Origin of the sequence: Salinibacter sp. 10B (genome assembly GCF_002954405.1) — a bacterium.
Classification (GTDB): Bacteria; Bacteroidota; Rhodothermia; order Rhodothermales; family Salinibacteraceae; genus Salinibacter.
Map to the genome: position 1 here is coordinate 2,148,110 of NZ_MQWC01000004.1, position 15,832 is coordinate 2,163,941.

Genomic DNA, 15,832 nt, shown 5'->3' on the forward strand with positions numbered 1-15,832 from the left:
TTACGATCAGGAGAACGCCGATCCCATCCGCTGTAAACAGTCACACGAAGACCCCTCCCTCCCTAAGGCACATTCCGTCTTTGTCCCCGAGAGCACTCAGAGCAACCCGGGCCGGCCCTACCGTTGTCCCCCAGCGTTGTCGATGCGGCGGACCCGGCCGGTCTGTCCATCCAGTTCCACCTCGTCGCCTGTTTCCAGTTGGTCAACGATTCCCGGCAGGGAAACGATGGAGGGAATGCCGATCTCCCGCGAGACGATGGCTGCGTGGGACAGCAGACTGCCGCGCTCGACCAGAAGCCCCGACGCCCCAGCAAAAAGCGTGACCCAGCCCGGGCCGGCCCGCTCCGTCACTAGGATTTCGCCCGGTTCTAGCGTCGCGTCTCGCGGGTCCCGAACGACCCGTACCGGTCCCCGCACGGTCCCGGAACAGCAGCCCGTTCCCACCCATCCATCGTCGGCGGACGCGCGCGCTTCCTCTTCGTCGGCCCCGTTCGTTTCCGGAATGAGATCAAAAACATGCACAGCCCCACGGGTCCGGACGCGATCCGGCGGAGGAGGCGCCGCATGATACTGCTCAAACTCGTTGCGCCGGGCGTCCACCAGTGCCCGCAGGTGGGTCGACGAGGCCGTGCCCTCCACCACGCCCAGGAGTTCGCCGCGCTCCAGGTAAAATACGTCGCGAGCATCGTCCAGCCGATCATTGGCGACGAGGCGACGCCCCATCTCCAGGAAGATGCGCCGAACCTTCCCAAAGACTCGCGTCCGTTCGAAACGAAGATCCTCCCGCGCCGCAATCCGGTCGCGCGCATGTCGCAGTGCCCATCGGGCTCCCCAGTATCGTACGGGCTTGCCGGACAAGGCCTCGTCCAATGCATCCTCCGCCTTCTTCCGCATGCGCTGCTCATCCGGGCCCGACGCCGCATCGTCCTCCTGGGCTCGCCGCGCCATCGCCCCTATCGACTGCCAGAGTGATCGCGGATTGTCCCGAAGGGTCGGGCTCTCCAGCTTGAGTTCATTGAGGCACCGGTCGCCGAAGCGATCCAGATACGCTTCGTACTTCGCGCGGAGCTCAGGCCGATGGTCGAGTGCAGCCTCAATCTCGTGCAGCGACCCGTGGAGGAGCGTCGTCGTGAGCCGCGGCCGCCCCGTCACGTGCTCCGCCATGTCGTGCATGCGGCGAGCGGGCTCGGTACTTGCGTGCGTCCCATGGCCCGTGAGAAGATGCTTGTACTGGCCGGCGGCCGCACCGCCCCAGCGCTCCACCGCCCGCTTCGAAAGGCCGAAAAAGACCATAGCGAACACGTTGTTGGCGATGGGGACATCCCACCGATCCAGCAGCTTCTCCTCCAGCGTGCGGTAGGCGTCGGCCAGCTCGTCGAGACGCATGTGCTCCAGGCCAGGCGACGACGTCAGGGTGCGGTCGAGCAGATCATGAAAATCATCAATCCGGTCGCCCATGCGGACATGATACCACGCCAGGTGCAGCCCCGACCACATAATGCGGAGAGCGTTCCACACCCTTTCCCCCACGGAAGCTGCCTCCCGCTCCGGGAGCAGCTCTGCCGGCAGCCGTTCCTTCACCCCCATCATGTCTTCCATGAAGGCGCGGTTGAATCGGAAGCCGGGAAGCTGCGCCAGGGCCCGGTACCAGCTCAGCAGGTTGTAGTAGACGCGCCCCCGAATGAGTCCAATCATGGAGCGGAAGGTGTCCGCGTGAGCCTCGAGGACGGACTCTGGAACCTGCACGGCCCGAAGAAAGCGCTGGGAGGCCGCTTCGTAGGCACGACGAGCAACCGTAAAGGTAAGCGGGGTCGTGACCCCACTGTAGTTTTCGGAAATGTTGCTGTTGTCCCACACCCGAAGAGGCGCGTCGGGATCAGGGCGCCCAGCGAGCTTCGGAATGGGGCAGGCTTGAAGAAGAAAGAGAGTGTCCCCCTTCCAGGCCCACTCCACGCTCTGCGGACAACCAAAATGGCGCTCAACCCGGCGTGCCTGTTTAGCCACAGCCGTGGCCTGTTCGTCCGTAAGCGCCGGCGCAGAGCCGTCCTCCTCCATCAGCGTAGCTTCGCGCAGTCCCGAGCGGCCCTCCCGATGCCACCGGTGTGCCACGTGCTGCTTCCGGATCGTCCGCTCGGCCACCTGTCCGTCCCGATCAATGCAAAACGTGTCGCCGTCCTCGGCCCCATCCACCAGTGCGGTTCCTACGCCCCGCACGGCCCCGATCACACAGATCCCGCGTCGGCCCGTCGACGGATCTGCCGAAAACGCAACCCCGGCACGGTCGGGATTGATCATGCGCTGCACGACGATAGCGGGCAGAGACGGGGATCCGCCCCTCCCCTGCGCCCGCCGGTCCTCAAATGCCGACGGCCGAAACGCCGACCGCCACACGTCTGCCACACGATCGGCCACCTCAAGCGAGGGGACGAAGAAAAAGCGGTCCAGCGACTCCGCCCCACTCTGATCGACGGCCTCCTGCCCCAACGCCGACGCTCGCACGGCGAACAACAGGTCCTCGTCCTCCTCGAACGTGCGACCAATCGCGTCGGCCAGGGCGTCCCGCACCGCCAGAGACAGCCTCATGTCCGCACGGTCGACATCAGAACGCCGCCCCTCGCTCCACGCCTCCTGCTGCTCCATCGAGAGACTGTCCCACAACCCCTTGGGCGTGACGGCAAACCAGTCCGGCACCGTAAACCCTGCGTCGACGAGGGCGTGGAGGGACCGGGCCTTGTCCCCGAGCTCCGGGGGGGAGGTATCGTCTCCCGGCGCCCAGGTGTATCGAACGTCGGCAGCAGCGCGTGTAGACATCAGATTGTGCCGTTCTGGTGAACAGGAGTCGATGAGCACCGGAGGTCATCATGATGGTGAATTCCCGCCCCGCTCATCGAGCGGCGGTCGACCGTCAGCTCCAAAGGCGCACGCCCCCCATCGTGGCGCCCCGTACTCGCCAAACAGCTCCTACCAGAAGTCCAAGCACGCCGGCCGTCTAGGTTCCCCTTCCTATCCGTAGCGGAGAAGCAGAGCGCCCCAGCACGCCTTCAGCTACTGCCCAAACGGAATGGTCACGCCGAGCCAGGGGGCCGCGATAAAGTCGCCGGTCTCCTCTCCCAACGGACGGAACAAGGCAAAGTCGACCGCAAAATTTTCGGGCGCCCATCGAACCCCAAACGACATCACTCCATTGCCCTCGGCAAAGAAGTAATTTTCACTGATGAGATAGGTCGTTCGGCTAATGCGGGTCATGCCACTCACATTGATCACAGGTGTCTCCGAAAATTCGTCCTCTGCGTAGCCGTAGCCGAGTCCGAAGGTCGCGTTGTGATCCCGATTTCCGATCGTGGAGGCCCCATAGACGAGCCCGACCCCTACATTCTCCTCGGCAAGAACGCCCCCAATGACAGCCCCCCCGGCAAGGTGAACGTTTTCTGTAGGCGAGACCGACACCTTCGGGAGCACCCAAATCGGCAATGCATTGGCCCCGAACAAGAAGATGGGAACGGTGCCGCCCCCAATCGAGACGTTGTCGGACACGCCGTAGTGCACATTGTTAAGTAGGATCCAGGTGTTCTGGTAGTAGCCGTGTCCCTCGGGGATCCCAATCGCATTCGGGGCAAAGAGATAGCGTGTGGACTGGGGATTGCGGAACCAATACTCTCCATCTCGGATGCGGGCGGGGTCCACCTCCTCCATGCGTTTGATGTTGGCCCGCTCAATCGTCACCTCTCCAAGCTGTCGCGTATCGATCACGATGTCCTGCTCATTCTCGGCGACCAGTGCCCCGATGACGGTCTGTCCTTCGGTCGTTTCGATCCTATAGAATCGTTTTGGCTCCTCGCTCTCTTGGGCGTAGAGGGGACCGCTGGGAAGGCAGGCGACACACAGACCAAGAATCATCACCGCAACGCCGATCGGGATCGGGGTTTTCCTCCGGATGTATGGTCGTGCCCGCACTTCCCGTGAACGCAGCCGAGCGAAGAGGGACTGAATACGCGAAAGGAGAAACATGACAGTATTGGAATACAAGAGACAAAGCACGACGTACATTTTAAGGGCCCAATTCGCCCCTTACGCTTCTCCAAAGAATCTCTTCAATAATGGGACGCAGGATTCTCGCGATCCGTCACATCTAATTCACCGATCCGAGGTCTCTTTGGCGTCCCACCAGTTGAATTCCAGCGCCCCCTTCACAAAAAGAGGAGGCGTCCACGACAAACCAGACATCCGTCCGGAAAAATCGGCCGTGGCCGGTTTTTTTGGTCTTATGTCCGATCCTCAGGGGGACCCTGGGCCTGCTCGGCGTACTCGGTCGGCGGACAGCCGTGGGTCTCGCGGAAGAGACGAGAAAAGTAGCTGGCGTCGCGGTAGCCTACGGCATCGGCAACGTCCGAGATGGTGTCCGCTCCCTCCTCAAGCAGTGCAGCCGCGTGCTGCAGGCGTCGTGTGCGAATGAACCCGGCGGGCGATAGACGGGTCACGTCCTTGAGTTTGCGGCGGAGGTGGCGTGTGCTAAGGTCCATCTCGTCGGCCAGCCAGTCGACTCCAAAGTTGCTGTTGTCGATGTGCTCGTCGACGATTTCGCTGAGGGATTCGAGAAAATCCGCCTCCTCCGATGCGACCGATGCGTCCTTGGGCTCCATCCACTCCGGCACCCGCACCTGCGCTTGCACGAGCTGGCGAATTTCGATCAGGTTTTCGATCCGCGCCTCCAGCTCCAGCGGATCGAACGGCTTGGCCACGTAGGCATCGGCTCCAGCCTGAAGGCCACTGAGGCGCGTGTCGTCGTCCGACTGCGCCGTGAGCAAAATGACCGGAAGGGAGCGGTGCTGTTCATCCGCGCGGATGGCCCGGCAGAGCGCCACTCCGTCGCGGCCCGGCATGGTAGTATCGCTGATCACCAGATCGAGACGCTGCTCTTGGAGCACCTCAAGAGCATCATCGCCATCGCTTGCCGTGACGACCCGGTAGGTGGGCCGAAGGAGTGACTGGAGATAGTCCCGCATCTCTGCCTCGTCGTCTACGACAAGCACTGCCGGTCCCTCGGCCTCCGGTTCTTCTGCCTCTGTCTCCGGCCCCGGCAGATGGGTGCGCCAGGACGAAAGGTCCAAGGAGCCCACTGCAATCCGCTCCTCGTCCTCGGCCACATCTTCATCCGACACATGCTCGTCGCCCCGCGGGAGCCGCACGACAAACTCCGTCCCAAATCCCGGCTCGCTCTCGACGTCGATTTGCCCCTGATGGCGCTGCACGAGCGCACGAGTGTGTGCCAATCCAATTCCCATCCCAATCCACTGCTCTGCCGCCGCAGCAGTGTCCGGACCGCCCTGAGTCTTTCCCACCGGAATGGCACTCTCCTCCTGCCCAAATACCCGCGCCCGAAGGCCCTCCGGCAGTCCCGGTCCCGTATCACGGATTGCCACCTCGACGGCTCCATCCACAGGCCCAATGCGCACCCGGACCGTCCCCCCGTCCGGCGTGTACGTAATGGCGTTCGTGAGCAGAGTGGCGAGAATTTCCGCGAACCGATCCGGATCCATCCAGACGTTGAGGCGGTCGGCGTCGATCTCGCACTGCAACGAAATTCCTTTCTCCTGCGCCCATTGCCGAAAGGGGGGCACCACGCGACGGGCGAGTGCAACGAGGTCGACCTCCTGCAGGGCGAGCTGCAACCGTCCCTCGTCCAGCGCGGACAACTCCAAGAGCTGATTTACGAGCCGCTCCATCCGGCGACCCTGATCCTCCATGAGATCGAGGCGATGCTGAAGCGGGACTGCCAGGTCCCCAAAGCGCCCGTCCAAGGCCTCGCGGATGGAGCCAAGAAGAAGCGTGAGGGGCGTGCGAAACTCGTGGGACACGTCGGCAAAGAAGCGACTCTTCGCTCGCTCAAGCTCAGCGACCTGGTCGTGGAGTCGCTCCGCCGTACGCCGGGCCCGGTGCTGCTGGTAGCGGGTGGAAAGGAGCAACGCCGAAATGACAGCGAGCGCGGCTGATGCAAATCCCGTTCGCAGCAGATGACTCGTCTGCACCAGCTCCGGATTCGCTGCTCTCGTCCCCACCACCCCGTAGTGCCCAATCCCAAAAAAGACACTGAGGAGCATGCCCCCCAAGAGAAGAGCCTGCCAGGGCCGGTATGGGATAACGGCCACCGTCAGCACATTGACGAGAATAACGTACTCGACACTCAGAATGCCCCGGAAGGCATCGTGCACCAGCGACACCGCCGCAATCCCCACCGCGAGGAGGCCGCCCAACAGTCGCCCTGTTCGCAACCGACAGCCCGATCGGCCCAGCCCAACCGCTGCTGCACACGCAAGCATGACCGCCCCCTTGTCCCAAAGCACGTACGTTGCGGGCGTGATCGTTTCTGGATACCACCACATGGTCGGCCGCCCAAGCACGCCCCAATTGATTATCCCCAACACGAGCATGCCGAGGCCCCCGATCATTCCTCCCCATTGAAGACCGATGCGCATCACCTCCGCAAGTGTCTCCCGAAAGTCTCGATCGTTTTCGAGACTCCGGGGCGAAAGGAAGACACGACGGGCTCGTTCTGCGTACGTCCGATCCTCCATAACCACATCCGCTCTCATTCAAAAAAATCGCCCTCACCCCTGCTGAACCAGCCTGAGGGGTGTACGCACTCTGCTTCCATGCGTTGGACACGAATCTCTGCCAAAAAGAGTGGACTTTCCCGAATGCAGAGAATTAGTTTATAGTCGCATGCTAAAATTTAACTGTACCCGCGGTCTGTGTTCGGCCTTCCTGTCCCTTCCCTCCGGTGGACGAGCGGACTCCTGCTCGTCCTGTTCGCCCTCTCCCTTCTCTGGCCGTTGCCGGGATCCGTCTCTCCAAGTGCCGCGCCGTCCACCCTCTCAATCACAGCCCAGGACCGGACGCCACTGCGCGAGGTGTACCCAGAGGGGCGAAGCCGTCCGGTCTCGGTGCAGACGCTTCCACAACACGTCACGGACGCCTTGATCGCAACCGAGGATCAGCGGTTTTTTTTCCACCCCGGCATCGACCCGATTGCGATCGTGCGAGCGCTGTGGAGCAACTGGACGCACGGGCGCATCGTGAGCGGCGGCTCTACGATTACGATGCAGGTGGCTCGCCTCCTGCGCAAAGACCCGCCCCGAACGATCGGCAACAAGCTGATCGAGATGCACCTTGCCCTGCGGCTGGAGTTGCGGTTGTCCAAGCAGGAGATTCTGTCGCTGTGGTTGAACCGCGTCTCGTACGGCAACCGCACCCACGGCATTGAGGCAGCCGCGCACCTCTACTTCGGCAAGTCGGCCCGCGACCTCACACGCGCCCAGGCCGCCTACCTGGTCGGCCTCCCCCGCAGCCCGAGCCGCTACAATCCGTTTCGCCACCCCGAGCGCGCCGAGCAACGACACCACCACGTCCTGCGGGCCATGCAGCAGCATGAGGTCCTCACCCCGGCCGAGCGCACCCGTCTGGCGGCCATTCCGATCAATCCGCAGCGCTCCGATCCGGCGTTTGACGCCCCACACCTCACGCGATGGCTCTTGCAGAATCGCCTCGCTCGTTCGGATACGCCGCTGACGGAGGCGCGGACGACGATCGACCCGGCGCTCCAAGAGACGGTCGCTCGCCTCGTGCATGGCCACGTAGCAGTCTTCGAGGAGGAAACGCTGACCAACGCAGCGGCCGTAGTTCTCGACAATCGGACGGGCGCCATCCGGGCCTACGTCGGCAGCGCCGACTTCTGGGACGACCGGCACGGAGGGCAGAACGATGGCGTGCGGATGCTGCGGCAGCCGGGCAGCACGCTGAAGCCCTTTACCTACGCCCATGCGCTGGCCTCGCGGCGCTATACGCCCGCCTCCATTCTGTCAGACATTGAGTTGAACGTGCCGGAGGCGAGTGGCGCCTTCACGCCGGAAAACTACGACAATTCGTACCACGGTCCCACGCCGCTCCGAGAGGCACTGGCCTCCAGCTTCAACGTCCCCGCCGTACGGCTGGCGCGTGAATTTGGGCCGCCGGCGCTCCTGGAACGACTGCACGACTTTGGCTTCACGTCCCTCGACCGCCCCCCCTCCTACTACGGCGTCGGGCTTACCCTCGGAAATGGGGAGGTCCAACTCATCGAGCTGGCCCGGGCCTACGCGGGACTGGCGCGGGGCGGATCGTTGCCCCCGGTGCATGCCCTGCAATGGATGCGGACGGCTGAAGGCGACACCGTGCACACCCGCGTTCCGCCCCCGGAATCCGCCGACCTCTCGCCTGGCGTCGCGCACCTCATCACACAGATTCTAGACGACCCTGCTGCCCGGGCGCCCGGCTTTGGGCGAGGCGGACCGCTAGAGTTGCCGTTCCCCGTGGCCGCAAAGACGGGCACCTCGAAGGACTACCGCGACAACTGGACGGTCGGATACACGCCGCGGCACACCGTGGCGGTGTGGGCCGGAAATTTCGACGGGTCGCCGATGGATCGGATGAGTGGGGTCTCCGGCGCGGCGCCGCTCTTCCACAGCATCATGCGCGAGGTGGGGTCGGGCGGGGCATTCGACCGCCCCGGATCCCTGCGTGCAGCCCGCATCTGCCCGGCCAGCGGCACACGGCCCGGCGCCCACTGTCCCGCCCCGACGCGCGAATGGTTTCTGCCCGGCACGGCGCCGTCCGACACCTGCACCGTGCACCGCGTCGTGGCGGTTGACACACGAACAGGCCGCCGCGCGACGCCGGAGACCGATCCCGCTATTGTCGACAGCACCCTGTACACCGTGTATCCGGCCCGCTATCACGACTGGATGCGACGGCACGACGTGCCCCTTCCGCCTCCTGCCCCGGTCGAGTCCTCCCAGACACCCGTCGAAACGACCGCTCTCTCGGCCCACCTCCGCATCCAGTATCCCGCCGACGATGCGCGCTTCTACGTCGATCCGGTGCTGCGTCGCCCCTACCAGAAGATCTCCCTGCGTGGGACGGCGCCCGACGCTCTTCGCGACGTGCACTGGACGATCGATGGCACCCGCCACGCCTCCGGGCTGCGGGACGTAACGTGGCAACTGGTCCCGGGACGCCATCGCATCCAGCTCCGGGGACGACACGATGGACAGATCGTGCGCAGCTCTCCGGTGGATGTGCGGGTGGTGGCGGCTTCTCGCGACCAATCGCCCCCCCGCCGCCGTTCTCCGTAGGGGTCGTTTACGCCCCTGTTCTACAAGGTTGGCCCTTCTCCATGGCTCACCGTCGCCGATACCATTCCGGTTCGCCTAGACGAAAAGGCTGGGACTATCGTCGGCCGGCATGGTACTTCATCACCATCTGCACGGACCACCGTCCCCATATTTTGGCGAAGTGCGACACGGCATCATGGGATGTGTGTGGCACTGCACTACTGGACGAAAATCGCCGAATTGAACGATCATGCCGTACTGGACACGTTCATCGTCATGCCGAATCACGTCCACGGGCTGCTGGGATTGGTGCCTGAACCGAATGTCAACGACGCCCTAGAAGTAGGTTCGTTGGACTCCAACGAGCCTACTTCGAAGCCAAACGTCGCAACTGCAAGTACTTCCAAAAACCGAGACCTCGACGGCCAGACGTCGCGGATTCACCGGACCCCGGGTCTGTATCGGTGATCATTCGATCCTACAATGCTGCTGTCACCAAACGGGTGCGCGGCAACCTCAGAACCGATTTCGAGTGGCAGTCTCGGCTTCACGACCACATCGTCCGAACGAGGAAGGCATTCTACAACATCCGTCGATACATTCGAACGCCCCCTGCACGGTGGCTCCAGGACCAGTTTCACCCATCAAGAGAATCTTGAATGACCCGTCTCATGTGCGGAATCGCCCTGTCGTCGTTGGAGTCCAACGACGCTACAGAGAGGATATTAACTTTGTAGACAACGACCAATCCAGTGTCATGGCATGTCGGTCCTGCGATTAATCTCGTAACGGCCCAGCCTAACGGGGCTACGGCAAGCAGAATACTTCGAGAATGAGCAACTCATTCGATACTAGACCTCTTACCTCGACTCGAACACGTATGCGAGGTGTGACCCACAAAACTCTGTCTCTCAAATGAATAGACACTTCCTTCACGTCCTTTCCCTGGGCATTCTGGCCGGTTGTCTCGCCGGATGCGGCGGCGGGGTGCGCTCCGGACAGGCCCCATCCGGCGACAGTGTGACGGTCGAAACGGTGGACCTCGACACCGATGCCGCGTCCGATGGCTATGTCCCCACCCTCGACGGCCCGCTGCGGATCCTCAGCGCCGCGCCCGCCGGACAACTTGAGGCCATGAGAGGGCGTCAGCCGATCTCCGTCACGTTCAGCCGCCCGATGGTGGCGTTGGGCGACGCGTCTCCGCCCTCGTCAAATGCGATCACAGTGGAGCCGGCGGTGCCCGGCTCGCTGCGGTGGGAGGGGACGCAGACGCTCGTCTACCAGCCCGCTGAGCGCTTGCCCCCCGCCACCGAATTTACGGTGCGCCTTTCCGACGAGATCACAGACCGCGATGGCAACGCGCTCTCGGAACCGTACACCTGGACCTTTCAGACGCCGCGTCCTCGTATTGTATCGTCATCGCCCGCCGACGGCGCCGAGTTTGCCGCCCCCGACTCGTCGGTCCGCCTCTCGTTTAGCCGGCCAGTCGAGGCCGCCTCCGCAACGCCTTATCTAGACCCCAGCTTCCCCGTCGCCTCCATCACGAACGACGGCGACAGTACCCTGGTCGTGACTCCTTCTCGTCCGCTATCGCAGGGGGAGCGGTACACGGTCACGGCGCAGGCGGGCCTCCCAAGCACCGGCTACCCACTCGGTCTCGGGGCAGACCGGACCGTTCGATTCCGCGTGCGCCCGACGCCTGCTCTCACCGACATCACTCAACCGCGGCGGTACGGTGACGGGCCATTTGCGCCGGACCGCGGCCTCACGCTGCAATTCAGGACGCCGGTGTCTTTTGGCGATGTGCGGGAAGCAATCTCGTTCAGTCCTTCGGTCGAATGGTCGACAGGCGCCGGCGCGCGCGACGCCAACGAGGATGTGCGGCACTCGCTCCCTGTCAATTTCGAGCCCAACACGCAGTACACGCTCACGATTGCGGGGTTGACGGACCAATTTGGGCAACGCCTCCCGCGCACGACGCGCTCTTTTCAGACGGGCGCCTACGAGCCGCACTTCTACATGAACCAGGGCATGATGGTGATCGAAGCGGATCAACATCCGGTAGTGCCCCTGCAGGTGACGAACGTCGAGTCGGTCCAACTCGGCATGGAACGCCTCTCGGCCGATGAGATCGTGCCCGCCCTCCCGGCCTACGATCAGCAGACGAGCTACGACCGACGGGACGACGCCCAGACTCGCCCGCCGGTGGCCGCCGACCGAACGCACGAGCTTCCGATCGAGCGCAACACGCTGGAAACGGTGCCGCTCCGGCTCGACTCACTGCTCTCTGCCGACAGCACGGGCATCGTGGGCGTGCGTCTGATTCGCCCACGATTCCGGGAGTACGATGATCCAGACCTTCGGGCCCTCGCACAGATAACCCACCTCGGCGTGACGGGCAAATTCAGTCCGCACCAGAATCTCGTCGTCGTCACCGACCTGTCAAGCGACACGCCCGTGGAGGGGGCCACGGTCACCATTCGAGACGCCAAGAACGAGGTCCACTGGCGCGGCACGACCGACGCCGAGGGCCGCGTGCAAACGCCCGGCTGGCACGAGCTCGGCATCGAGCAACCGACCAAATATTCCAACCCAGCGCAGTACGCTATTGTCGAGCACGAGGGGGATGTCGCCTTCACCAGCAACCGGTACGACGACGGATTGGAGCCGTACCGCTTTGACCTCAACTACTCCTGGAACCCGGAGCCCGTCACGCGCACGGGTACCATCTTCTCCGACCGCGGCCTCTACAAGACCGGCGAAACCGTTCACCTAAAGGGCCTCCTGCGCACGAAGACGGATGCCGACTGGCAGACGACTCGCGACAGCGTGCAGGTCGTCGTTCGTGATCCGCGAGACGAGATCGTGCTGGATCGTCGTCTCCGCCCCAGCGAGCTCGGAGCCTTTGCCCTCGACTGGAACGTGCCTTCCGGGGCGGCCCTCGGCTACTACCGCGTGCAGGTGCTCCCCGCCGATGCATCGGAAGAGGACGCCCGCCGCGGATACCGGAACGACCAAATCGCGTCCGGCAATTTTCAGGTGAACGCGTTCCGGCGCGCGAGCTTCGCCGTGAACGCGCAGTCCGGACTCGACAGCTACGTGGCCGGTGATTTCTTCGAGGGTCGCGTGTCCGGGCACTACCTTTTCGGTGCGGGCATGGCGGGCCAGCCGGTCACGATGGAGCTCAACCGCCGCTCCGGCTCGTATTCGCCGCCCGGCTTCCAGGGCTTCCGCTTCAGCCCCATCGAGACCGATTATCTCGGCGAGACGCTCCTCCGCACCGAAACTACGCTCGACTCCACGAGCAGCGTCGTGGCCGAACGGGTGCGCCTGCCCGGCAACCCCCAGGGCGCCCCAGCAGAGCTCGTCTGGCGCGGCACCGTGACGGCCCCGTCCCGCCAACAGATCAGCGACCAGACGACCGTCCCGCTCCATCCCGGCCGCTACTACGTGGGCCTGAAGCCGGGCACCTCGTTCATGGACCTCTCGCAGGACAGCACACTGGCGGTGGACGTTGTAACGGTGGACCCGACGGGCGCACCGGTCTCTGGGAAAGACGTGACGGTCGAACTGGTGCGGCTGCAGTGGAACAGCGTGCGCGAGGTGGGGGCCGACGGACGGTTGAATTGGCGTAGCGAGCGGACCGAGACGGTCGTGCGCTCGAAGACGGTGACGACGCCGCAGGGCAAGATGAGTCGCCTCCGCATGACCGTGCCCACAGGCGGCCAGTACCGTCTCCGTGCCACGAGCCAGGACGTGCGTGGCAACACCATTCGGTCGGCGACCTACCTCTACGCCTCGGGCGAGGGGTACGTGGCCTGGCAGCGCAACAACGATGACCGGATCAACCTCGTCCCCGAGAAGACGGACTACGCCCCCGGTGAGACGGCCCGGTTGATGGTGCAATCGCCGTACGAGGAGACCACCGCCCTCATTACTGTGGAGCGAGAGGGCATCCTCACGAGCCGCGTCGAGACGCTCACGGGCAGTACACCGATGATCGAGGTGCCGATTACGGACGAATACCTGCCGAACGTCTTCGTAAGCGTGATTCTGCTGAAGGGCCGCACCGCCCCACCGAAGGCCGGGAGCGACCCCGGCGCCCCAAGCTTCAAGATCGGCTACGCGAGCCTGTCGGTAGACCCCGACCAGCAGCACCTACGCGTCGACGTGTCGCCGGACCAGGAGGAATATCGTCCGGGTGAGGAGGTGAACGTGGACCTGCAGCTGACGAATGCGAGCGGTACGGGCGTGCCCGGCGAAATTGCCTTCAGTGCGGCGGATGCGGGCGTCCTCAACCTCATCGACTACCGGCTACCCGATCCGTTCGACACGTTCTATGGCCCGCGCCCGCTCGGCGTCACGACCACCGAAACGCGCGCACGAATCGTGGAGCAGCGCAGCTATGGGCAAAAGGCCGAAAACACCGGCGGTGGAGGGACAGAGCAACGATCCTCAGTACGGCAGGACTTCCGTCCACTCGCCCACTGGGCACCGGCCGTCGAGACCAACGCGGACGGGGAGGCCACCGTGTCGTTCGATCTGCCCGAGAGCCTGACGACGTTCCGCCTCATGGCCTCGGCGTACACCGAAAACAACAAATTCGGCGCCGACCAGACGGACATTGTCGTCACCAAGCCGCTGGTGTTGAAAGACGCCCTGCCCCGCTTCGCGCGGATCGGCGACACGTTCGAGGCCGGGGTGCTCGTCAGCAACCGCTCGGACGAGGCCGGCACCGCGACGATCACCGCCTCCGCGGACGGGCTCACGCTCCGCAACGACACGGCGAAGACGGTGCAGCTCCCCTCTGGAGCAACGCGGGAGGTCCGATTCGACTGGCGCGCCCCGACCGCGGGCGACGCGAACCTCACCTTCCGGGGACGCCTCAACGGCGAAACGGACGCGATGACGACCACGCTACCGGTAAACCGCCCGACGACCAAACGGGCGAGCGCCACCTTCGCCTCCACACAGGACACCGCCCGCGAGGCACTCCAACTCCCAAGTGAACGCGTGCCGGGCCTCGGCCAGTTCGACGTGACGCTGGCGAGCACGGCACTCGTGGGCCTCGACGGCGCGGTGGAGCACCTCTTCGAATATCCGTACGGCTGCCTCGAACAGACCACCTCGCGCGTTCGCCCCCTCCTGGCCGGCGGCGGGCTTCTGGATGCCTTCGATCTGCAGGCGTTTGAGGAGAAAAACCGAACACAGGTGGTCCGCGACTGGCTCGGGGCTCTCAACGGCTTCTGGACGGGCAACGGCTTTGCCCTCTGGGAGGGCGGAAATCACACCAATCCGTACGTCACGGGCTACGTGTTGATGGCACTCGCGGAGGCGGAGGCCGGCGGATACGAGGTGCCACAGCCGCTCACCAACAACGCGATTGAGGCGGCGGCCACGATGGTGCGAAATCGGAGCGACCGGCCCGAATACTATTCCGAGGACGTGTGGCGCGACACGAGGGCCTTTCTACTGTACGCGCTGGCGCAACATGGGCGGGTACTAGAGAGTGAGATCAACTGGCTCGCCCGCCATCCGCCAACGAGCGTGGAGGGGCAGAGCCACCTGCTTCGCACGCTCCTCACGACCGACCGTCCGTCGCTCGATTCGTCGCAAGAACGACTGGTCACCCAGCTGCGTCAGCGCATTCGGGTGGAGGCGACGACGGCCTACCTGGAGGCGCCCGAGAGCGAGGACTACGGCTGGATCTTTAGCAGCGACGTGCGGGCCACTGCCTTCGGCCTTACGGCGCTTCTGGAGGCCGACCCCTCGGACGACGTTCAACAGTTGGCCCAGCGCATGATTCGATATCTGATGGATCAGCGTCAGCAGGGCCACTGGGCCTCGACGCAGGACAACGCCGCCGTGCTCACGGCCTTTCAGCACTACGTGGATGCCTACGAGGAGACTGCGCCCGACCTGACGGCGTCCGTCGAGATGGCCGGGAAACGCCTGCTGGACGCGACGTTTCAGGGTCGGAGCCTGAAGACGACCGCCGAGACGGTCTCCGCCGACGCGCTGCCATCTGAACGCGAGTTGCCGCTTGCCGTCACGGCGTCGGGCACTGGGCCCCTCTACTACTCGATGCGCCTCACGACGTACACGGACGCACCGCAGGACGCGCTCGATCAGGGACTGCGGGTGGAGCGCACGATCCAGCGGCTCGACGATCAGGGGGAAGCGGTGGGGACGCCACTTCAAACCGGCAACGGAACGATCACGCTGGAGCCGGGCGCCCTGGTGAAGGTGACGCTGCGCGTGTCGTCGCCGACGAGCCGCACGTACGTGGCGGTGGACGACGCCCTGCCTGCCGGGCTGGAGCCGGTGAACGAGGCCTTTGCGACGACGGATCAGGGCCTGGTGACGGAGGCGGACACGGGATCGGACCGGTGGTGGGGCTCCTTCACCCATACCGAGATGCAGGACGACCGGGTGATCTTGTTTGCCGATTACCTGCAACAGGGCGAGCATACCTACAGCTACGTCGCCCGCGCCACGACGCCTGGCACGTTTACGCATCCGCCCGCGGAGGCGGAAATGATGTACCGACCGGAGACGCGCGGACACACCGCCACAGGGACGGTGGTCGTGACGCCGCCATCAACGTCAACGACCCAACGGTAGGGGACACGGTCGAATCATCCCTCGGAATGATGTCGAATGTACCTCCGGGTCGATCGGGCGCA

5 protein-coding genes are annotated in these 15,832 nt (G+C 64.3%); 2 read left to right on the forward strand and 3 right to left on the reverse strand.

Translation table 11 applies throughout. The annotated features are described in order from the left end of the window. Window positions 1-117: 117 nt before the first annotated feature. From BSZ35_RS09000 to BSZ35_RS09010, 3 genes are all read right to left on the reverse strand, one after another. Complete coding sequence (locus BSZ35_RS09000; protein WP_105012119.1) at window positions 118-2,811, reverse strand: PEP/pyruvate-binding domain-containing protein; 2,694 nt, start codon at window positions 2,809-2,811, stop codon at window positions 118-120. Window positions 2,812-3,045: 234 nt separating this feature from the next. Next, the gene (locus tag BSZ35_RS09005; protein ID WP_258096165.1) at window positions 3,046-3,897 is read right to left on the reverse strand and encodes a hypothetical protein; all 852 of its coding nucleotides are present in this window, start codon (window positions 3,895-3,897) and stop codon (window positions 3,046-3,048) included. Window positions 3,898-4,262: 365 nt separating this feature from the next. Continuing rightward, window positions 4,263-6,572 (reverse strand): response regulator, encoded by a 2,310-nt coding sequence (locus BSZ35_RS09010; RefSeq protein ID WP_105012120.1) that lies wholly within the window; start codon window positions 6,570-6,572, stop codon window positions 4,263-4,265. Window positions 6,573-6,749: 177 nt separating this feature from the next. Here BSZ35_RS09010 and pbpC point away from each other — a divergent pair, with 177 nt between their 5' ends. Together pbpC and BSZ35_RS09025 are read left to right on the forward strand one after the other, a co-directional pair. Beyond that, complete coding sequence (gene pbpC / locus BSZ35_RS09015) at window positions 6,750-9,167, forward strand: penicillin-binding protein 1C (protein ID WP_181149256.1); 2,418 nt, start codon at window positions 6,750-6,752, stop codon at window positions 9,165-9,167. Window positions 9,168-10,061: 894 nt separating this feature from the next. Further along, window positions 10,062-15,770, forward strand: coding sequence for an Ig-like domain-containing alpha-2-macroglobulin family protein (locus BSZ35_RS09025; RefSeq protein WP_105012123.1), 5,709 nt, complete (start codon window positions 10,062-10,064; stop codon window positions 15,768-15,770). Window positions 15,771-15,832 lie beyond the last annotated feature (62 nt).